At 74.4% G+C, this 20,386-nt stretch carries 16 protein-coding genes; 5 read left to right on the top strand and 11 right to left on the bottom strand.

Translation table 11 applies throughout. The features are described from left to right. Positions 1-1,071: 1,071 nt before the first annotated feature. Positions 1,072-2,418: a diaminobutyrate--2-oxoglutarate transaminase family protein gene (locus AB0F18_RS06895; RefSeq protein ID WP_362055757.1), complete on the bottom strand. Its 1,347-nt coding sequence runs from the start codon at positions 2,416-2,418 to the stop codon at positions 1,072-1,074. A 342-nt stretch (positions 2,419-2,760) separates the two neighbouring features. Here AB0F18_RS06895 and AB0F18_RS06890 point away from each other — a divergent pair, with 342 nt between their 5' ends. Next, complete coding sequence (locus tag AB0F18_RS06890; protein WP_362055755.1) at positions 2,761-3,948, top strand: hypothetical protein; 1,188 nt, start codon at positions 2,761-2,763, stop codon at positions 3,946-3,948. 89 nt (positions 3,949-4,037) lie between these two features. Here AB0F18_RS06890 and hflX read toward each other — a convergent pair whose 3' ends face one another. The 6 genes from hflX to miaA all read right to left on the bottom strand — a co-directional run bounded on the left by hflX (position 4,038) and on the right by miaA (position 12,120). After that, a complete protein-coding gene (gene hflX / locus AB0F18_RS06885) occupies positions 4,038-5,543 on the bottom strand; it encodes a GTPase HflX (protein WP_362055753.1) in 1,506 nt (501 codons plus the stop codon). A 183-nt stretch (positions 5,544-5,726) separates the two neighbouring features. Then, positions 5,727-7,220: a M1 family metallopeptidase gene (locus AB0F18_RS06880; RefSeq protein WP_362055751.1), complete on the bottom strand. Its 1,494-nt coding sequence runs from the start codon at positions 7,218-7,220 to the stop codon at positions 5,727-5,729. A 99-nt stretch (positions 7,221-7,319) separates the two neighbouring features. Continuing rightward, complete coding sequence (locus tag AB0F18_RS06875) at positions 7,320-9,392, bottom strand: HD domain-containing protein (RefSeq protein WP_362055749.1); 2,073 nt, start codon at positions 9,390-9,392, stop codon at positions 7,320-7,322. Between the two features lie 140 nt (positions 9,393-9,532). Further along, on the bottom strand, positions 9,533-10,408 hold the full coding sequence (gene dapF / locus AB0F18_RS06870) for a diaminopimelate epimerase (protein WP_362055747.1): 876 nt from the start codon (positions 10,406-10,408) through the stop codon (positions 9,533-9,535). An 85-nt stretch (positions 10,409-10,493) separates the two neighbouring features. Beyond that, complete coding sequence (locus AB0F18_RS06865) at positions 10,494-11,069, bottom strand: hypothetical protein (RefSeq protein ID WP_362055878.1); 576 nt, start codon at positions 11,067-11,069, stop codon at positions 10,494-10,496. Between the two features lie 112 nt (positions 11,070-11,181). Continuing rightward, on the bottom strand, positions 11,182-12,120 hold the full coding sequence (gene miaA / locus AB0F18_RS06860; protein WP_362055746.1) for a tRNA (adenosine(37)-N6)-dimethylallyltransferase MiaA: 939 nt from the start codon (positions 12,118-12,120) through the stop codon (positions 11,182-11,184). 176 nt (positions 12,121-12,296) lie between these two features. On the opposite strand from miaA, the gene AB0F18_RS06855 reads away from it, so the two are divergent. Together AB0F18_RS06855 and AB0F18_RS06850 are read left to right on the top strand one after the other, a co-directional pair. Then, positions 12,297-12,539 carry a hypothetical protein gene (locus AB0F18_RS06855; RefSeq protein ID WP_362055744.1) on the top strand — a complete coding sequence of 81 codons (243 nt, stop codon included), beginning with the start codon at positions 12,297-12,299 and terminating at the stop codon, positions 12,537-12,539. A gap of 50 nt (positions 12,540-12,589) precedes the next feature. Next, the gene (locus AB0F18_RS06850; protein WP_362055742.1) at positions 12,590-12,835 is read left to right on the top strand and encodes an antitoxin; all 246 of its coding nucleotides are present in this window, start codon (positions 12,590-12,592) and stop codon (positions 12,833-12,835) included. A 90-nt stretch (positions 12,836-12,925) separates the two neighbouring features. Here AB0F18_RS06850 and AB0F18_RS06845 read toward each other — a convergent pair whose 3' ends face one another. After that, positions 12,926-13,633 carry a class III extradiol dioxygenase subunit B-like domain-containing protein gene (locus AB0F18_RS06845; RefSeq protein ID WP_362055740.1) on the bottom strand — a complete coding sequence of 236 codons (708 nt, stop codon included), beginning with the start codon at positions 13,631-13,633 and terminating at the stop codon, positions 12,926-12,928. A gap of 88 nt (positions 13,634-13,721) precedes the next feature. After that, a complete protein-coding gene (gene miaB, locus AB0F18_RS06840; protein ID WP_362055738.1) occupies positions 13,722-15,242 on the bottom strand; it encodes a tRNA (N6-isopentenyl adenosine(37)-C2)-methylthiotransferase MiaB in 1,521 nt (506 codons plus the stop codon). 160 nt (positions 15,243-15,402) lie between these two features. Between miaB and AB0F18_RS06835 the strand changes: the two genes are divergently transcribed. Next, positions 15,403-16,398 (top strand): TAXI family TRAP transporter solute-binding subunit, encoded by a 996-nt coding sequence (locus AB0F18_RS06835; protein WP_362055736.1) that lies wholly within the window; start codon positions 15,403-15,405, stop codon positions 16,396-16,398. A gap of 7 nt (positions 16,399-16,405) precedes the next feature. On the opposite strand, the gene AB0F18_RS06830 is transcribed toward AB0F18_RS06835, so the two are convergent. Next, a complete protein-coding gene (locus tag AB0F18_RS06830; RefSeq protein WP_362055876.1) occupies positions 16,406-17,329 on the bottom strand; it encodes an ROK family protein in 924 nt (307 codons plus the stop codon). Between the two features lie 109 nt (positions 17,330-17,438). Continuing rightward, entirely contained in the window at positions 17,439-18,572 is a 1,134-nt protein-coding gene (locus AB0F18_RS06825) for a LacI family DNA-binding transcriptional regulator (RefSeq protein WP_362055734.1), read from the bottom strand. 361 nt (positions 18,573-18,933) lie between these two features. Between AB0F18_RS06825 and AB0F18_RS06820 the strand changes: the two genes are divergently transcribed. Further along, positions 18,934-20,223, top strand: a complete 1,290-nt coding sequence (locus AB0F18_RS06820) for a glycosyl hydrolase (RefSeq protein WP_362055733.1) — start codon at positions 18,934-18,936, stop codon at positions 20,221-20,223. Positions 20,224-20,386: the final 163 nt, after the last annotated feature.

Here is a 20,386-nt window from a genome sequence, read left to right as displayed (position 1 = left end):
CTGCCGGGGCACGGTCCCGCCGGGGCCCGGCCCCGCCTCCCCCGCCCGGGGCACGGGTCCGGGGCCGGCGCCGGGCCACGACGGACCCGGACCGGGAGCCGGCCGCCGATCCGCCCCGGGATCCCCGGCTCCGTCGGACGGGCCCGCCCCGGCCACATGGCCGGAGTCGGCTGCGGCCCAGGGCAGGGCCGGACCAGGGGCGGGGGCGGCTTGAGGGGGCTGCGGTGTATCCCCAGGGTCGGTGTGGCCGACGCCTGCCGGGGTTGGTGCCGCGAGGGGCACGGCATCGGGCGCGGGCTGCTCGGGCCGGTCCGCGGGCGCGGTGGTGGCCGGGGGGCCGGCGTGCGCGGCGGGTGGGACCGGTACCGTCGGCGTGGGTGCGTCATCCGGGCCGGCCTGCAGGGGGCGTGTCGGGGCCCCGGGTCCGGGCCTGCCCCCGGGCGGTACGGCGGTCGGCTCGCCGATGCACGGGAAAGCCGGTTCCTCCGGGCTGACCGGCGCCAAGGGGGCGGAGCCATCGGAGCCGCCTGCCCACCCGACGGCAGGGGCTCCGGGGCGGTCGGCGTGCCCGGCGACACGGGCCTCGGAACGGGCGGACCGGTCTGCGGCCAAGCCGTCAGGGCCGGCCGTTCCCTCGGCCGTGAGACCGTCGACGTGGGTACCCCGCAGGGCGGCGGAGCCCGCAGGCCGAGCGGCCCCGTCTACGGCCGAGCCGTCAGGGCGGGCCGGCCTCTCGGCGGTGAGGCCCTCGACGTGGGCACCCCGCACTGCGGCGAAGCTCCCGGCTCGTGCGGACCCGTCTGCGGCCGAGCCGTCAGGACCGCCCGCCCCCTCGGCGGTGAGACCGTCGACGCGAACACCCTGCACGCTCCCGGGCTGAGCGAACCCGGCTGCGGCGGAGCCGTCAGGGCGGGCCGGTGCCTCGGACGGGAGGCCTTGGGGGTGGGTGCCCGGGCCGGTGGGGGCGTGGTCTCGGGGGGTGGGGTGGTTCGTGGCCGGGGCGTGGGGGTGCGCCGGGCCGCCGGGGGTGGGGGTGGGTTCGGGGAGGGGGGTGGGCATGGGGGTCCTCGGTCAGTGGGTGGCGGCGGGGATGGCGTCGGCCAGGCGGTCCAGGACTGCGGTGGCCTGCTCGTCCGTCAGGGTGAGCGGGGGCAGCAGGCGGACCACCGCGCCGTGGCGGCCGCCGAGTTCGACGATCAGGCCGCGGTCCAGGCAGTCCTGGCGGATGGCGGCGGCCAGGGCGGGCGCCGCCGCTCCCGTGTCGGGGTCGACGATCTCGACGCCGAGCATCAGGCCCCGGCCCCGTACGTCCCCGATGCAGGGGCGGTCGCCCGCCAGGCCGCGCAGGGCCGTCAGCATCCGGCCGCCCAGCTCCGCCGCGCGCTCGGCGAGGCCGTTGCGGCGGACGTAGGCGAGGGTGGCGGTGCCGGCGGCCATGGCGAGCTGGTTGCCGCGGAACGTTCCGGCATGGGCTCCGGGCGTCCAGACGTCCAGCTCCGAGCGGTAGACGATCACCGCGAGCGGCAGGCTGCCTCCGATCGCCTTGGACAGGACCATCACGTCGGGCACCACGCCGGCGTGGTCGACGCCCCAGAAGGCGCCGGTGCGGCCCACCCCGGTCTGGACCTCGTCCGCGATCAGCGGGATGCCCCGGCTCTGGGTGATCTCCCGCATCCGGCGCAGCCAGTCGTCCGGTGCCGGGTGGACCCCGCCCTCGCCCTGGACGGGTTCGACGAGCATGCCCGCGGGCGCGGCCACCCCGCCCTTGGGGTCGTCGAGCAGGCTCTCGGTCCAGGCCGCGGAGAGCCGCGCGCCCTCCTCGCCGCCGACCCCGAACGGGCAGCGGTAGTCCTGCGGGTAGGGCAGCCGGGTCACCCGGACGTCGGTGGCCCCGCCGGAGGCGGCCAGGGCCCCGGCCGTCATGCCGTGGTAGGCCCCGGCGAAGGCCAGCAGACCGGAGCGTCCGGTGGCGACCCGGACCAGTTTCAGCGCGGCCTCGACGGCGTCCGTCCCGGCCGGCCCGCAGAACTGGACGCGGGCGTCGGCGGCCAGCCCGGCGGGCAGGTTCGCGAAGAGCTCGGTGGTGAAGGCGTCCTTGACGGGGGTGGCGAGGTCGAGGACGTGCAGCGGGGCCCCCGAGTCGAGGACGCCGCGGATGGCCTCCAGCACCACGGGGTGGTTGTGCCCGAGGGCGAGGGTGCCCGCCCCGGAGAGGCAGTCGAGGTAGCGCCGCCCGTCGGCGCCCTCGATGGTCAGCCCGCGGGCCCGTACCGGGACGATGGGCAGCGAGCGCGCGTACGTCCGCGCCGCGGATTCCCTCAGTGCCTGCCTGCGCAGGATGCCTTCGGCCGCGACGGGCCCCCGTCCGCCCTGCGGCGGGATCTGTGCCGCGGCTGCGGCCGGCTCGGTCAGGGCCACGACTGTCGGTCCTCCCGCACGGTTTCCTCTTCCGGATTGCGCCTCGAACATGAACGCTGCTGCGCCGTCCCCCGTACGTACCAACGACGGTGACGGCGGCGGATCACGGGTCGGCCGAAGATCCTTGCGCTTCCGGCGGTCCTGAAAGACCTTCAACAGCGCTTCGCGGCAGCCCGGTACCCGGTGTGGGCAGCGGCCGAAGAGCCCGGGCGGGGACCGGAACCGCCGACCCGGGGCCCGCCGTCTTCAACGGCGGCGGCATAGTGGGGTGCTGCGAAAGCGAAACGAAGCACTCTGGACGACACCGTCCCAACACCTCGAAGCACCTGGGGGACTTACGACATGCGACCGAACCGACCGGTCACCGCTACCCTCTGCGCGGCCGCGCTCGCGCTGACCGCCGCGGCCTGCGGACCCGGCGACGGGGAGGCCGGCGGCGACGCCAAGCCGACCGTGGCGGCCGGCCTCCCGTCCGGCGGCGCCGCGGACGGCCCCGTCAAGATCCCGCAAGAGCTCAAGGACAAGCTCAAGCAGCACGGCTTCGACATGGAGAAGTGGAAGGGGGGCGCGTGGAAGAACTGGAACAAGCAGGACTGGCTCCGCGAGGCGGGCGACTACGTCAACCCCATCATCGACGGCCTGTGGGACCCGGACCGGATGCGTGACGCGGAGCAGCCGCAGCGCCCGTCCGTCGACCCGGACGCCGGCAAGGACCAGGGCGTCACCGATCCGACCCCGGCGCCGGTGACGGCGAAGGCCGCGGCCTCGCCGTACCACTCCAGCGTTCCGACGTCCGGCAAGGTCTTCTTCGACGGCCCCGAGGGCTCGATGGTCTGCTCGGCGACCGTGGTGAAGGACCCCGCCCACCCCGGGAAGTCCAACATGGTCTGGACGGCGGGCCACTGCGTGCACGCGGGCAAGGCCGGCGGCTGGTACCGGAACATCGCCTTCGTCCCCTCGTACAACAACGCGGGCAAGCCGGCGGCGGAGCTCAAGGGCGCGCCGCGCGAGCAGGTGGCCCCGTACGGCGTGTGGTGGAGCGACTGGGCGCAGACCTCCGACCAGTGGATCGCGACCGGCGGTCCGACGGGCGGCGCGGGCGCGCCGTACGACTTCGCCGTGCTGCACGTGACCCCGGAGAAGGGCGGCAGCGGCAAGTCGCTGGAGGAGACGGTCGGTACGGCGCTCCCGGTGGAGTTCAACGCCCCGGCGGTCCCGAAGATCACGGGCATGACGGCGACGGGTTACCCGGCGGCGGCTCCGTTCGACGGCCAGAAGGCCTTCCAGTGCACGGACAAGCCGGGCCGGCTGGCGCTGCACCAGGAGGACCCGGTGATGTACCGCATCGGCTGCACGATGACGGGCGGTTCCTCCGGCGGCGGCTGGATCGCGACGGGCGCCGACGGCAAGCCGGCGCTGGTGTCCAACACCTCGATCGGCCCGGCGAAGGCGGGCTGGCTGGCCGGCCCGAAGCTGGGTCCGGAGGCCAAGGGGATCTACGACGCGGTGAGCACCAAGTTCAAGCGGTGAGCGCGGACTTCACGTAGTCCCGTTCCGGACGCGAAACGGCCGAGGGCCCTCCGCACGTGCGGAGGGCCCTCGGTCTTGCCTGAGTGGCGTTACTGCTTGGCGGGAACGTACGGCGCCAGTTCGGCCGCCAGTTCCTGATGGACCCGCGCCTTGAGCAGGGTGCCCTCCGGGGTGTGCTCCTCGGAGATCACCTCGCCCTCGGCGTGCGCCCGGGCGATGAGCGAGCCGCGGGTGTACGGCACCAGGGCCTCCACCTCGACGGCGGGCCGGGGAAGCTCGCTGTCGATGAGCGCGAGGAGTTCCCCGATGCCCTGGCCGGTACGGGCCGAGACGGCGATGGAGTGCCGCTCGATGCGCAGCAGGCGCTGCAGGACGAGCGGGTCCGCGGCGTCGGCCTTGTTGATCACCACGATCTCGGGCACGTTGACCGCGCCGACCTCGCGGATGACCTCGCGGACCGCCGCCAGCTGCTCCTCCGGCGCCGGGTGCGAGCCGTCCACGATGTGCAGGATGAGGTCGGAGTCGCCGACCTCCTCCATCGTGGAGCGGAACGCCTCGACGAGGTGGTGGGGCAGGTGCCGGACGAAGCCCACGGTGTCGGCCAGGGTGTAGACGCGGCCGGACGGGGTTTCGGCGCGGCGCACGGTCGGGTCGAGGGTGGCGAACAGTGCGTTCTCCACCAGGACGCCCGCGCCGGTGAGGCGGTTGAGCAGGGAGGACTTTCCGGCGTTGGTGTAGCCGGCGATGGCGACCGAGGGCACCTTGTTGCGGCGCCGTTCCTGCCGCTTGATGTCGCGGCCGGTCTTCATCTCGGCGATCTCCCGGCGCATCTTCGCCATCTTCTCGCGGATGCGGCGCCGGTCGGTCTCGATCTTGGTCTCACCGGGGCCTCGGGTGGCCATGCCGCCACCGCCGCCGCCACCCATCTGCCGGGACAGCGACTGACCCCAGCCGCGCAGCCGGGGCAGCATGTACTGCATCTGCGCGAGGGCGACCTGCGCCTTGCCCTCTCGGGACTTGGCGTGCTGGGCGAAGATGTCCAGGATGAGGGCGGTCCGGTCGACGACCTTGACCTTGACCACGTCCTCCAGCGCGATGAGCTGGCCGGGGCTGAGCTCGCCGTCGCAGACGACGGTGTCGGCGCCGCTCTCCAGGACGATGTCGCGCAGCTCGCGGGCCTTGCCGGAGCCGATGAAGGTGGCCGGGTCGGGCTTGTCACGGCGCTGGATGACACCGTCGAGTACGAGGGCGCCGGCCGTCTCGGCGAGGGCCGCGAGTTCCGCGAGGGAGTTCTCGGCGTCACCCACCGTGCCGGAGGTCCAGACACCGACGAGGACCACGCGCTCCAGGCGGAGCTGTCGGTACTCGACCTCGGTGACGTCTTCGAGCTCGGTGGAGAGACCTGCCACGCGGCGCAGGGCCGCGCGCTCGGAGCGGTCGAACTGGTCGCCGTCCCGGTCTCCGTCGATCTCGTGGCTCCAGGCGACGTCCTCTTCCATCAGGGCATCGGCCCGAAGGCTCTCGGTGAAGCTCTGCGCGTCCCGCACGTCCTGTGCGTCCCGCGGGTCCTGGGAAGGGGATGAAGAGGAGGTCATTGGATCCTTACGTCGATTCGATTGCGCCGCGCCGGCTAAGGCCAAAGGTACCGCCGTGCGTGACTAAGCCTGTCACGTCCAACGCCGGACCCCGTCCGGGGATTCCCCGGACCGCCTCGTCGTCGGCCTTGTCGATGGTGACATGCCCGTTCCCGGCCCGTCATACCGTTTTTTCCGCCCGCTTCATGAGCCCGGCCCCCCGGCCGGGGCCGGCCGGGGGGCCGCCTTCCGGGCCGCCGGGGCGCTCCAGTCCGGGTGTCCCGGCATCGGCGGGGTCTTCTCCCCGTACAGCCACGGCTCCAGGAAGGCCGAGAGGTCGCGTCCCGCCTCCTGCGAGGCCAGGCGTACGAAGTCCTCGGTGCCCGCGATCCCGTCCTTGTGCTCGGCCACCCAGCGCCGCTCCACCCGGTCGAAGGCGGCGGCGCCGATCTCCTCCCGCAGCGCGTAGAGGATCAGCGCGGCCCCGTCGTAGACGACCGGCCGGAACAGCCCGATCTTCTGCCCGGGCGCCGCCGCCTTCGGGGCCGCCGGGGGGCCGCCCGCCGCCCGCCACTGGTCGGAGCGCTGGTACGCCTCGCGCATGCGCCGCTCCAGGGAGTACTTGCCGAGCCCGTCCGCGTACAGGGCCTCGTACCAGGTGGCGTGCCCCTCGTTGAGCCACAGGTCGGACCAGGTGCGCGGGGTGACGCTGTCGCCGAACCACTGGTGGGCGAGCTCGTGGACCATGACCGCCTCGACGTACCAGTCGGGGTAGCCCTCGGCCTCCCCCGCGAACAGGCCGTTCTCGAAGAGCGAGAGGGTCTGCGTCTCCAGCTCGAAGCCGGTGCGGGCGCGCGCGATCAGCACCCCGTAGTTCTCGAAGGGGTAGCGGCCGACCCGCTGCTCCATCCACTCGATGTGCCCGGCGGTCTTGCGCAGCCAGGGCTCCAGCCGCTCCCGGTCGGCGGCCGGGACCACGTCGCGCAGCGGCAGCCCGTGCGGCCCGGTGCGGTGCAGGACGGCGGAGCGGCCGATGGAGACCTGTGCCAGTTCGGTGGCCATCGGGTGCAGGGTCCGGTACGTCCACTCGGTCGCGCCCGCCGCGCGGGCGGCCGGGAGCGCGCCCGGCAGGCCGTTGGCCACGGCCGTGTAGCCCTCGGGGGCCGTGACGCGGAAGGTGAAGTACGCCTTGTCGGCGGGGTGGTCGTTGCACGGGAAGACCCGGTGGGCGGCGTCGGCCTGGTTGGCCATGGCCAGGCCGTCGTCGGTGGTGACCCAGCCGCCGTCGGCCGAGCCGCGCGGGTCGCTGGTGTGCCGCACGGTGATCCGCAGCGGGGTGTTCGCGGCGACGGGGCGTGCGGGGGTGAGTACGAGGTCCTCCCCCGCGCTCTCGAACCGCGCGGGCTCGCCGTTGACCTCGGCGGAGGCCACCGTCCCGTGGGTGAAGTCCAGGTTGATCCGCTCCAGCGGGGCCAGGGCACGGGCTTCGATGGCGGTCACGGCGTCGAGGGGGGTGCGGTCGTCCTTGTACGTGAGGGACAGGTCGTACGCGAGGACGTCGTACCCGGGGTTGCCCAGCTCGGGGAAGAGCCGGTCGCCGATGCCGAGCGGCTTCGGCGGGGGCAGCACGGCGGCGACGAGGGTGAGGGAGGCCGCGGCGAGCAGGGCGGCGCGCAGGCGGGGGGAGGAGAGCTGCATCCACCACCGCTTACCAGCGCCCGCCGCGGGCCCGCGCGCGGCGCGCGACGGATCCACCCGAACGAGACTCCCCCAACGTCCCCCCGCCCCCGGCCCCCCTCAGGCCCGGCCGACGTCGTACACGCCGGGCACGTCCCGCATCGCCCGCATCAGGCCGGGCAGCACCGAGGCGTCGGGCAGCTGCAGGGTGTAGCTGTGGCGGACCCGCTGCTCCACGGGCGGCTCCACGGTGGCGGAGACCACCTCGACCCCCTGGCGGGCGATGGCCTCGGTCAGGTCGGCCAGCAGGTGCGGGCGGCCGAACGATTCGGCGAGCAGGGTGACCCGGCAGTCGGCGGTGGCCCGCCAGTGCACGGCGACGGAGGTGCGGCCCAGGGAGCGCATCTGCGCGACGGCCGGGCAGTGGACCCGGTGGACGGTGACGGCGCCGCCCCGGACGACGAACCCGGCGACCGCGTCCGGCGGTACGGGGGTGCAGCAGCCGGCGAGGCGTACGTGCGCGTCGGGGAGGTCGGCGACGGCGTTGCCCCCGCCCCCGCGCAGCCCGGGCACCGAGAGCGGTGCGCGGGGGGCAGCGGCGGCGGGTACGGGCCCGTCGGGGTGGGCCTGGAGCCAGCTGCTGATGGCGATCCGGGCGGCCGGGGTCCTGGCGTGCTCCAGCCAGTCGGCGGCGGGCCCGGAGGAGGCGTCCTGGGCGAGCAGCAGCTGGACGGTGTCCCCGTCGGAGAGCGGGGCGGAGAGGGAGGTGAGGCGCCCGTTGACGCGGGCGCCGATACAGCCGTGGGCCGCCTCGCCGTGCTGGGCGTAGGCGGCGTCGATACAGCTGGCCCCGGCGGGCAGGGCCAGGGTGCCGCCGTCGGCGCGGTACACCGTGATCTCCCGGTCCTGGGCGAGTTCGGCGCGCAGGCCGGTCCAGAAGGTGTCGGGGTCGGGTGCGGACTGCTGCCAGTCGAGGAGCCGGGAGAGCCAGCCGGGCCGGGTGGGGTCGACGCGCTCCTCCTCGCAGTCGGCGCCCTCCCCCGTCGCGTACGGGTTGCCGAGGGCGACCACTCCTGCTTCGGCGACGCGGTGCATCTGCCGGGTGCGGACGATGACTTCGGCGACGTAGCCCTCGGGGACGGCGACGGCGGTGTGCAGGGACTGGTAGAGGTTGAACTTCGGTACGGCGATGAAGTCCTTGAACTCCGAGACGACCGGGGTGAAGCAGGTGTGGAGCTCGCCGAGGACCGCGTAGCAGTCGGCGTTCTCGCCGACGAGGACGAGGATGCGGCCGAAGTCCGGGCCGCGCAGTTCGCCGCGGGTGCGGGAGATGCGGTGGACGGAGACGAAGTGCCGGGGGCGGACGAGCACCTCGGCGGCGATGCCCGCGTCGCGCAGGACGGTGCGTACGGATTCGGCGATGGTGAGGAGGGGGTCGTCCTCGCCTGCGTGGGAGGCGATGAGCGCGCGGGTGCGCTCGTACTCCTCCGGGTGCAGGATCGCGAAGACGAGGTCTTCCAGCTCGGTCTTGAGGGCCTGGACGCCGAGGCGTTCGGCGAGCGGGATCAGGACGTCGCGGGTGACCTTGGCGATCCGGGCCTGTTTCTCGGGGCGCATCACGCCGAGGGTGCGCATGTTGTGCAGGCGGTCGGCGAGTTTGATGGACATCACGCGGACGTCGTTGCCGGTGGCGACGAGCATCTTGCGGAAGGTCTCGGGCTCGGCGGCGGCGCCGTAGTCGATCTTCTCGACCTTGGTGACGCCGTCGACGATGAAGGCGACCTCGTCGCCGAACTCGGCGCGGACCTGATCGAGGGTCACCTCGGTGTCCTCGACGGTGTCGTGCAGCAGGGACGCCGTCAGGGTGGTGGTCTCGGCGCCGAGTTCGGCCAGGATGAGGGTGACGGCGAGCGGGTGCGTGATGTACGGCTCACCGCTCTTGCGCATCTGGCCGCGGTGCGAGGACTCCGCCAGGAGGTACGCACGACGCAGGACGGACAGGTCCGCGTCCGGGTGGTGGGCGCGGTGCGCTTCTGCTACGTGTCCGATGGCGTCCGGGAGTCGGTCGCGGGACGCGGGTCCGAGCAGCGCGGCTCGGCCCAGGCGGCGCAGATCGAGCCGGGTTCGGCCACGTCTGCGCAGCTCAGGGCGCATTTCTGCGTGTGCTTCGGGGTTCGTGGCCTCTGCACTCATGGGCACCTCCGGCGGCTTCGACCGGCGGTGGTGGGCATGGGGTGAGCCCTCAGGGCCGGTGCCTGATGTTACCGACCCCACCACGTGGCGCAGTCCGCCTCTCGCTCAGCGTGAAACGGATCACCCATGAGAGGGAACCTTCAGGCGAAAGCCGTTTCGGTGAGCCAGTCCGCTTCGAACTCGCCGGTGGCCACGATGACGGCCGGTCCGGTCATGTCGATGCGACCGTCGGGGTGTTCGGTGATGACGAGGGTACCGCCGGGCAGGTCGACCGTGTACGAGACGGGCTCACCGGTGACGGCCGGGTCGGCCCCGTCGCGCCGGATGGCGGCCACGGCGACGGCGCAGGCGCCGGTGCCGCAGGAGCGGGTCTCGCCGGAGCCGCGCTCGTGGACGCGCATGGCGACGTGCCGCGGGCCGCGGTCGACGACGAACTCGACGTTGACCCCGGTGGGGTAGGCGGAGGCGGGGCTGAACGGCGGGGGGCTGTACAGGTCGCCGGCGTGGTCGAGGCTTTCAACGAACGCGACGGCGTGCGGGTTCCCCATGTTCACGTTGCGGGCGGGCCAGGAGCGCTCGCCGACGGAGACGGTGACCTCTCCTTCGGGGAGCCGGGCGCTGCCCATGGAGACGGTGACGTCGCCCGTCTTCGCGAGGTGGACCTGCTTGACGCCGCCGCGCGTGGCCACCGCGAAGTCGCCGGGCTCGACGTGGCCGGCGTGCTGGAGGTAGCGGGCGAAGACGCGTACGCCGTTGCCGCACATCTCGGCGACGGAGCCGTCGCTGTTGCGGTAGTCCATGAACCACTCGGCCTCGTCGGCCAGGTGGGCGGCCTCGGGGTGGGCGGCGGAGCGTACGACGTGCAGCACACCGTCGGCCCCGATGCCGGCCCGGCGGTCGCACAGGGCGGCGACGGCGGTGGGCGGCAGCTCGATGGCGTTGTCCGGGTCGGGGACGATCACGAAGTCGTTCTCGGTGCCGTGGCCCTTGAGGAAGGAGAGGGTGCTGTGCGTCACCCGGCCATGGTACCGAGCGGGCCGGGACCGGGGCCGGTGGGATCAGCATGCGGTCAGACCGCCGTCAGCCCCTTGTCGGCGCAGGTCAGCGCAGCCGGGCCACCCGGTAGACGGCGAGCGCCACGAGGACCAGCGCGATCAGCGCGTACAGCCCGGCGATCCGCCAGTCGGGGCGGCGGCCGCTGCCGCGGGGCGGCAGCCCCGGCCAGGAGTAGCCGACGCGGCGCGCGGCCATCATGCCCCAGCCGCCCGCGCAGGAGCTGATGAGGAAGCCGAGCATGGCGACGACGGCGCCGCCGTCGCCGAACTCGAAGGCGAGCGGGAAGGCGAACATCAGGGAGCCGGCGGCGGCCAGCATCACGATGGGGGCGATCTGCCAGATGCGCAGCCTGCGCTGCGGGCGCAGCTCGACCTCGACGGCGGGGCCGGCGACGTCCTCGGTGCCCGGTTCGGGCGCGTCGGGGCCGTCGGGGGTCAGCCGCGCGGGGTCGGCGGGCAGGCCGAGTCCGTCGGGGCCGTCCGGGCCGTCCGGGCCGCCGGCCGCTCCCGGCACGCCGGGGCCCGCGGGACCACCGGTCTCCGCGGGGGCGGCGGACAGATCCTGTTCCGCTTCCCGCTCGGTGTCGTCCCGCCCGGTGTCTCGTCGAGGGCCGGCCTCCATAGCCACGCGCCCTCCCCACTTCGGACTCCGCACGCCACTGTTCAGAAGTTTGATGATGGCACGGTCCCGGCCCCGCGATGGGCGCACGGGGCTTCCCGATGCCATCACGTGATCAGGCTGTGACCGCTCGTTCGACCAACGACTGCGCGAGTCGGGGGAGTTCCCCGCGGTCGGCGGCGGCTCCGCTGAGCCAGTGGACGCGGGGGTCGCGGCGGAACCAGGAGTCCTGGCGGCGGGCGAAGCGCTTGGTGGCCCGTACGGTCTCGGCCCTGGCCTCGTCCTCGGTGCACTCTCCGGCGAGGGCGGCCAGTACCTGCTGGTAGCCCAGGGCGCGGGAGGCGGTGATGCCCTCGCGCAGGCCCTGGGCCTCCAGGGCGCGGACCTCGTCGACCAGTCCCGCCTCCCACATGCGGTCGACGCGCGTCGCGATGCGCTCGTCGAGCTCGGGGCGGGCCACGTCGACGCCGATCTGGACGGTGTCGTAGACGGACTCGTGGCCGGGCAGGTTGGCGGTGAAGGGCTTGCCGGTGATCTCGATCACTTCGAGTGCCCGGACGATGCGGCGGGCGTTGCTGGGCAGGATCGCGGCGGCGGCCGCCGGGTCGGCGGCGGCGAGGCGGGCGTGCAGGGCGCCGGGGCCGCGCAGGGCGGCCTCCTCCTCCAGCCGGGCCCGCACCTCGGGGTCGGTGCCGGGGAACTCCATGGCGTCGAGCGCGCCGCGGACGTAGAGGCCGGAGCCGCCGACGAGGACGGGGGTGCGGCCCTGGGCGAGGAGCTGGTCGATCTCGGCCCGGGCGAGGCGCTGGTACTCCGCGACGCTGGCGGTCTCGGTGACGTCCCAGATGTCGAGGAGGTGGTGGGGAACGCCGCCGCGCTCGTCCATCGTCAGCTTGGCGGTGCCGATGTCCATCCCCCGGTAGAGCTGCATGGAGTCGGCGTTGACGACCTCCCCGTCGAAGTGGCGGGCCAGGGCGACGCCCAGGTCGGACTTTCCGGCCGCGGTGGGACCGACGACGGCGATGACCCGCGGGGCGGGGGCTGCATTCCTCACCGGCACAGTCTCGCAAACCCTCCGGCATGTACCCGATCGGGTGAGGTGACGGGGTGTGTCCGGGGTCGTTGCCTTGAAGAGGTTCCGGCCCGGCGTGCGCCTGGCGCGTCAAGCGGGGGAGGCCTGTCCGGGCAAGGCGGAACTTCACCCGCACGAGTAACGTTATGGGAGTAGACATGGGCGTTTTTGACCGGATTTTCCGCCGTAAGGATAAGGACGAGGCAGCGACCGGAGAGGTCGCGGCCGAGACCGCCCCGGCGGAGACGCCGGCCGCGGAGACCGAACCGGCCGCTGGGGCCGGGGAGGCCGAGGCGGCTGCCGCCGGGGCTCCCGCGGCGGAGGCAGCCGTGGAGATCCCCAAGCAGCAGTCGGCGGAGGCAGCCGCGGACAGCGAGACCGGCGACGGCGCCCGTACGTAGCTACCGCCTCCCCCGGGCTCCGTCCGGGGGGACCCCCAGGAAGGTGACCCATGGGCCTGCTCGACAATCTGAAGGCCAAGCTCGCTCCGGCCAAGGAGAAGGTCGGCGACCTCGCGCAGAAGCACGAGGGCAGGATCGGCGAGGGCCTGGACAAGGTCGCCAAGGTCGTGGACTCCAAGACCCATGGCAAATACAGCGACCGGATCACGACCGGTACGGACAAGGCAAAGGACGCCCTGGGCAAGGTCGCGCACAAGGACGACCCCGGCGGGCCGACGCCGCCGGCGGCTCCCTGAGGCGCGGCGCCTGCGAACGCCGAAGGGGCGTGGGATCGAGGATCCCACGCCCCTTCGGCGTGTGCGGTCACCCGTCGGCGGGCTGCGGCGTCAGGACCAGGCGGCCACGAAGTAGCCGACCCCGTACGGGGCGTCCTCGTACAGCAGCCGCCCGTCCAGGCCCGCGCCCTCGGCGGCGCCCGCGAGCACCTGCCAGGGGGCCCGCCCGGCGGCCTGGAGCTCGGCGGCGAGTACGGGGTCCAGCGCGGCCAGCGCGTCGGTGTCGGCGGCGCCCAGGGCGCGGCCGGCGGCGGCGTCGAAGGCGGCGGCGCGGTCGTCGAGGTAGCCCGGGGCCTTCAGGGTGCGGCAGGCGCTGCCGTCACCCATGACCAGCAGCGCGACCCGCTCGTCGGCGGCGGCGAGCTCCCGGCCGGTCTCCAGGCAGCGCCCGGAGTCCATCGAGGCGGTGACGGCGAGCCCCTCGACGGGGGCGGCGCCCCACCGCGCGCGGCCGAGCAGCCAGGCGCCCACGGACAGGGAGGCGGGCAGGGCGCGCGGCCCCTCCTCGCCCTCCCCGAGCCGGACCTCGGCGTCGACGCCGAAGCCGTGGAAGCCGCCCCGGGAGCCCTGCGGGTACGTCCCCTCGTGGTCGGCGTCGGCGCAGCCGACCACGACCAGCACGTCGGGCCGGGAGGCGGCCAGCACGGCGAGCGCGTCGGAGCAGGCGGTACGGGCCTCGTCGAGTTCGGCGGCGGCGCCCGTGGCGACCTCCGGCACGAGGAGCGGCGGGGCGGGGCATACGGCGGCGGCTACGAGCATGATCCGCAGCCTAGGCGGTGTCACGGCATCGGGCCAGACGCCCCGGCGCGGCGGACGGAGGGCCACCGCGCCGGGGTCGTGTCCCGGATCAGTCGATCGCGCAGCCCGAGGTGGCCGCCGGCAGCGGGGCCGGGACGCCCAGGGTCGGGATGCCGAGCATGACGCCCTGCGGCTGGGCCGGGGCGGCGTTGCGCTTCTCCCAGGCGTCGCCGGCGCGGGTGCGGCGCACGGCGGTGGTCGGGCCCTCGGCCAGGAGGTGGTGCGGGGCCGCGTAGGTGATCTCCACGGTCACCACGTCGCCCGGGCGGACCTCCTCGTCCGGCTTGGTGAAGTGCACCAGGCGGTTGTCGGGGGCACGGCCCGAGAGGCGGGCGGTGGCGCCGTCCTTGCGGCCCTCGCCCTCGGCGACCATGACCTCCAGGGTGCGGCCGACCTGCTTCTTGTTCTCCTCCCAGGAGATCTCCTCCTGGAGGGCGACCAGGCGCATGTAGCGGTCCTGGACGACCTCCTTGGGGATCTGCCCCTCCATCTCGGCCGCCGGGGTGCCGGGGCGCTTGGAGTACTGGAAGGTGAAGGCGCTGGCGAAGCGGGCCTCGCGGACCACGTGCATCGTCTGCTGGAAGTCCTCCTCCGTCTCGCCGGGGAAGCCCACGATGATGTCGGTGGAGATCGCGGCGTGCGGGATGGCGGCGCGGACCTTCTCGATGATCCCGAGGAAACGCTCCTGCCGGTAGGACCGGCGCATGGCCCTGAGGATCGGGTCCGAGCCGGACTGCAGCGGCATGTGCAGCTGCGGCATCACGTTCGGGGTCTCCGCCATGGCGGCGATGACGTCGTCGGTGAAGTCCTTCGGGTGCGGGGAGGTGAAGCGGACCCGCTCCAGGCCCTCGATCCGGCCGCAGGCGCGCAGCAGCTTGCTGAAGGCCTCGCGGTCGCCGAGGTCGGAGCCGTAGGCGTTGACGTTCTGGCCGAGCAGGGTGATCTCGGAGACGCCCTCGGCGACCAGGGCCTCGACCTCGGCGAGGATGTCGCCGGGGCGGCGGTCCTCCTCCTTGCCGCGCAGCGCCGGGACGATGCAGAAGGTGCAGGTGTTGTTGCAGCCGACGGAGATCGACACCCAGGCGGCGTACGCGGACTCGCGGCGGGTCGGCAGGGTGGAGGGGAAGGCCTCCAGCGACTCGGCGATCTCGATCTGGGCCTCCTCCTGGATGCGGGCGCGCTCCAGGAGGACGGGCAGCTTGCCGATGTTGTGCGTGCCGAACACGACGTCGACCCAGGGGGCCTTCTTGACGATGGTGTCGCGGTCCTTCTGCGCGAGGCAGCCGCCGACGGCGATCTGCATGCCGGGGCGCTTCGTCTTCATCGGGGCGAGCCGGCCGAGGTTGCCGTACAGCTTGTTGTCGGCGTTCTCGCGCACCGCGCAGGTGTTGAAGACGACCACGTCGGCGTCGCCGTCCGAGCCCTCGGGGGCCCGGACGTAGCCGGCGTCCTCCAGCAGACCGGAGAGCCGCTCGGAGTCGTGCACGTTCATCTGGCACCCGTAGGTGCGCACCTCGTAAGTTCCCTTGGGGTCCACCACTGCCGTGCTCCGGTCGCTGCTGCTGGTCATGCAACAAGGGTAGGCGGTGCCGGGGAGCCCCCCGTCCCCCGTACGGCGGTGGACGGCTTCGGCCTGGTGTCCCTGCTCGGAGCCAGGGCGGGGGCACACGGCCGGCAGCCCGCCGGGCCGGGCCGTGACAGACGGCGGGGTGGGTGGGAGGATCGCGGGCATGTCCCTCGTACCACCCCGTATCAGCCCGCGCCGCCTGCTCGTGGGGCTGGTCGCCGTGCTGGCCGTGCTCGGGGTGCTGTTGTGGTGGCTGCGGCCCTTCGGGGAGCCCGAGCTCAAGGGGCGGCTCGCCTTCAGCACGGGGGTCCGTACCGGCGTCTACCACCGCTACGGGCAGCTGCTGGAGCAGGCCCTCGCGCAGGACATGCCCGGGGTCAAGGTCCGGCTGGAGACCAGCGAGGGTTCGCAGCAGAACCTCCAGCGGGTGGCCTCCGGTGAGGCCGACTTCACCATCGCGACGGCGGACGCGGTCGCCAAGTACCGGACCGACGGCAAGCCGGGCGCCGAGCAGCTGCGCGGGGTCGCCCGGCTCTACGACGACTACGTCCAGCTGGTGGTGCCCGCCGGGTCGCCGGTGCAGTCGGCCCGCGACCTGCGGGGCAAGCGGGTCGCGGTCGGCCAGGACGGCTCCGGGGTCCGGCTGGTCTCGGACCGGCTGCTGAGGGCGGCCAAGCTGGACCCGGCCCACGACATCACCCCCGTCGCCATCGGCATCGACACCATGCCCGCGGAGCTGCAGGCGGGGCGGATCGACGCCTTCTTCTGGTCGGGCGGCCTCCCCACGAACGCGGTGCGCGAGCTGTCGGAGCGTTTCGACATCCGGCTGGTCCAGCTGGGCGACCTCGTGGCGGACCTCCAGGCCAGCGGGACCCCGGCGCGGTTTTACCGCGCGGCGGTGATGCCCCAGGACGCGTACGCGCGGGCCCGCAACACCTCGTCCGTGGCCACCCTCGCCGTCCCGAACCTGCTGGTCACGAAGGAAGGGGCGGACGCCCGGCTGACGGAGCAGTTCACCCGGACGGTGATCCTCAGCCGCGACCGGATCGGGCACGAGGTGCACGCGGCGCAGCTGGTGGACCTGCGGACGGCGATCTACACCGATCCGCTGGACCTGCACGAGGGGGCCCGGCGGTACTACCGCTCGGTCAAGCCGTAGGACACCGTCAGTCGGCGGGCGCCAGCATCATCGCGGCGGCGGCCGCGCCGATGAGCCCGGCGTGGGTGCCGAGGGCGGCCGGGACGACCCGCAGGTCCTTGACGAAGGCCAGGGTGGCGTACGAGGCCAGGTGCCGCCGGACCGGTCCGAAGAGGGTCTCACCGCTGGCGGCGACCCCGCCGCCGATCACGGCGATGTCGGTCTCGACCAGGGTGGCGGTGGCCGCGATGGCGGCGGCCAGGGCGCGCCCGGCCCGGTCGAAGGCGGCCAGGGCGACCGGGTCGCCCGCCTCGGCGGAGGCGGCGACGCCCGCGGCGGTCGGGTCGGGGCCGGTCCAGCCCTGGGCGAGGGCCCAGCGGGCGATGGCGGTGCCGGAGGCGAGGGATTCCACGCAGCCGCGGCCGCCGCAGACGCAGGGTTCGCCGTCGAAAGCGACGCTGATGTGGCCGATGTGACCGGCGTTGCCGGTGGGGCCGGCATGGAGCTGGTTGTTCAGGATCAGGCCGCCGCCGACCCCGGTGGAGACCACCATGCAGAGGGCGTTCGCGTACCCCCGGGCGGCTCCGAGCCAGTGCTCCGCCGCCGTCATCGCGACCCCGTCGCCCGCCAGGACGACCGGGATCCGGGCCCCGCGGGCGCGCAGCTCGGCGGCGACCCGCGCCTGGACGGGGAAGCCGCGCCAGGCGCCGATGTTGACCGGGCTGACCGTGCCGCGCGAGGTGTCGACCGGGCCCGCGCTCCCGATCCCGCAGCGGACGGCCCGCTCCCACAGCGGGGCCTCGGACAGTTCGGCGATGACCTCGGTGACCGCCGCCAGCACCGCCTCCGGGTCCGTCCCGCGCGGGGTCGGCCGCCGGGTGGCCGCGGTCATCTCGCCGTCGGGGTGGACCAGCGCCCCGGCGATCTTCGTTCCCCCGATGTCGATCGCCACGACCGGACCGGCGGTGTCGGCCGTGGCGGCCGCCGTCGCGGCCGCGCGCGGGGTGGGGAAGGCTGAGGTGGGGGTGGTCACGGAGGCACTCCTGAAAAGGGGTCGGATTTCAGTATGCGGCCGGTGGCGGGGCCGTACTCCCGCGGGGTTCCAGCCGGGGCAGCTCGCTCTCGCGGGCCCGGGGCGGGGCCCCGGCCAGGACGGAGAGCAGTTCCTCGGCGGCGAGCCGGCCGAATCCGGCGGTGTCCCGGACCAGGGCGGTCAGCCGGGGATGGGTGAGCCGGCACAGGGGCGAGTCGTCCCAGGCCACGATGGAGAGCCGGCCGGGCACCGGGATGCCCAGCTCGGCGGCGACCGCGCGGCCCGCCACCGCCATCACGTCGTTGTCGTAGACCAGCGCGGTGGGCGGTTCCGGCTCGGCGAGGACCCGGCGGGTCGCGGCGGCGCCCTCGGTGTCGGAGTAGTCCGTGGGCACCGAGCGCACCCGGGCCGCGGAGAGCCCGAGCCGTTCCGCCTCGGCGCGCAGCGCGGCGACCCGGCGGGCGGTGTGGGCGAGGCCGGGCAGGCCGGCGATGTGGACGATGCGGCGGTGGCCGAGCCCGTGGAGGTGGTCCAGGACCTCGGTCATGGCCCGGGCGTCGTCCGCCCACACCGCCGCGAGCCCCACCCCGCCGTCCGTCGCCCCACCGTCCGTCGCCGGCCCGGCGCCCGCGCCGGGCGGCCCTCCGCCCGGCGGGGCCGGGACCCCGGGGTCCCACGGGTCCGGGGGCGTCCCGGCGCCGCCGCCTATCACCACCGCCGGAAGGCCCAGCCGGGACAGCAGCAGCGGCCGGGGGTCGCGGATCCGGGGGTCGACGACGAGGACCCCGTCCACCCGGCGTTCGGCCCACCACCGGCGGTACACGGCGCATTCGGCCTCGACGTCCTCCACCACCTGGAACAGCAGGGCGGAACCGGCGGCCGAGAGCACCTCCTGGATGCCGGACACGAGCCGCAGGAAGAAGGATTCGACGCCCAGGGTGTGCGCGGGGCGGGCCAGCACCAGCCCCACCGCGCCGGAACGTTCGCCGGACAGGGCGCGGGCGGCGCTGTTGGGCCGCCAGCCGAGCTCTTCGGCGACCCGGCGGATCCGGGCGCGGGTGCCCTCGGAGACCCCCGGTCTGCCGTTCAGCGCGAAGGAGACGGCGCTCTCCGACACCCCGGCCTGGCGGGCGATGTCCTTGATGGTGGGTCTGCGGGCCATGGCCGTGCCGCCTCATCCCTCGGTGACGTGAACGACTGGACTTCGTTTGGACTTCGTTGGCCGGACCGTACGCGATCCGGCCCCGCCGGTCCGCACCGGCGGCGGCCCGCCGGACCTTCCCGTGCGGCCGGAACGGCCCTGCCCCTTTCCGTACGGACGCCTGTACGCGCGCCCGTACTAAACCGCATTAGCCGCGTCACAGCACCCGCCCGCCACCCTTGCGGCGACGGGGCTGAAGCGCATAAGTGGCCCTCCCGCCGGAATTCGGCCGCCCGGCGCCGGACGCCCCGTTGACTTCCCCCCGAACGGCCCGGCAGTTTGTGGGCGTCCGGCGAATTCCCCCTGAACTCCGGGACCCCTCATGGACCGCGCCGCCCGCCACCGAACCCTGCGCTTCGGCGCGAACTACACCCCCACCCGGGGCTGGTTCCACCACTGGCTGGACTTCGACCTCGCCGAGGTCCGCGCCGACCTCGACTCGATCGCCGCGCTCGGCCTGGACCACGTACGGGTGTTCCCGCTCTGGCCGCTCTTCCAGCCGAACCGGACCCTGATCCGGCCGCGCGCCGTCGAACAGCTCGTGGCTCTCGCCGACGCGGCCGCCGAGCGCGGGCTCGACGTGAACGTGGACGGCCTCCAGGGGCACCTGTCCAGCTTCGACTTCCTGCCCGCGTGGACCGGGACCTGGCACCGCCGCAACCTCTTCACCGATCCGGACGTGGTGGCCGGGCAGGAGGAGTACCTGCGCACCCTGGCCGCGGCCCTCGCCGACCGGCCGAACTTCCTGGGCATGACCATCGGCAACGAGATCAACCAGTTCTCCGACGACCCCCACCCCGACCCCGACCGGATCACCGAGGCCCAGGCGCAGCGCTGGCTGGAGCGGATGCTGGCCGCCTGCGAGGAGGGCGCGCCGGGCCGGTTCCACCTGCACGCCGAGTACGACGCCGCCTGGTTCCGGGACGGGCACCCCTTCACCCCGGCGCAGGCGGCCCGGCTGGGGGCGGCCACCGCCGTGCACGCGTGGGTGTTCAACGGGACCGCGCAGCGCCACGGCCGCTCCGGTACGGCCACCGAACAGCACGCCGCCTACCTCGTCGAGCTGTCCAAGGCCTGGGCGGAGGACCCGCACCGCCCCGTGTGGCTCCAGGAGGTCGGGGCACCCGCGCCGCTGATCCCGCCCGAGCACGCGGCGGAGTTCACCGAGGCCACCCTGGCGGCCGCGCTGGACTGCCCCGGCCTGTGGGGGGTGACCTGGTGGTGCTCCCACGACGTGTCCCGCGAGCTGGCGGACTTCCCGGAGCTGGAGTACGGCCTGGGCCTGCTCACCAACGACCGCCGGACCAAACCGGCCGGCGCCGCCGTCGCCCGGATCGCCGGGGCCTGGCGGGGCCGGGAGCACCGCCCGGCCGTACGGTCCACCGCCCTGGCCCTGGACTCCGGCCGGCCGCGCTCGGCGTGCGCCCCCGGCGGCACGTTCTTCGAGGCCTGGGCGGCCCTGGCCGCGGAGGGAATCCGCCCGGCGGTGATCCGCGCGGAGCACGCACAGGACCGGCCCCTGCTGGCGGCACGCGGCATCAAGGAGGTGCTCCACCCCGAAGACGTCCGCCGGCCGGGGGCGGGGACGGGGTGGGGTGTCGACCGGAGCTGAAACGAGATGACAGGACACCGCCCAGCCGCCCGCAGCCACCCAGGAGCCCCCATGCCCTCGACCGGCCACGGCACCACCCCCTCACCCCCGGCCCGCCGCACGGTCCTGGCCCTGGGCGCCGGGGCCGGCGCCGCCGCCCTGCTGCCCTGGGCGGCCCCCGCGC

It is taken from the genome of Streptomyces sp. NPDC029216, from assembly GCF_040648015.1.
Classification (GTDB): domain Bacteria; phylum Actinomycetota; class Actinomycetes; order Streptomycetales; family Streptomycetaceae; genus Streptomyces.
Note: the sequence above shows the minus strand (reverse complement) of the source record. Positions and strands in the feature narration are given on the sequence as shown.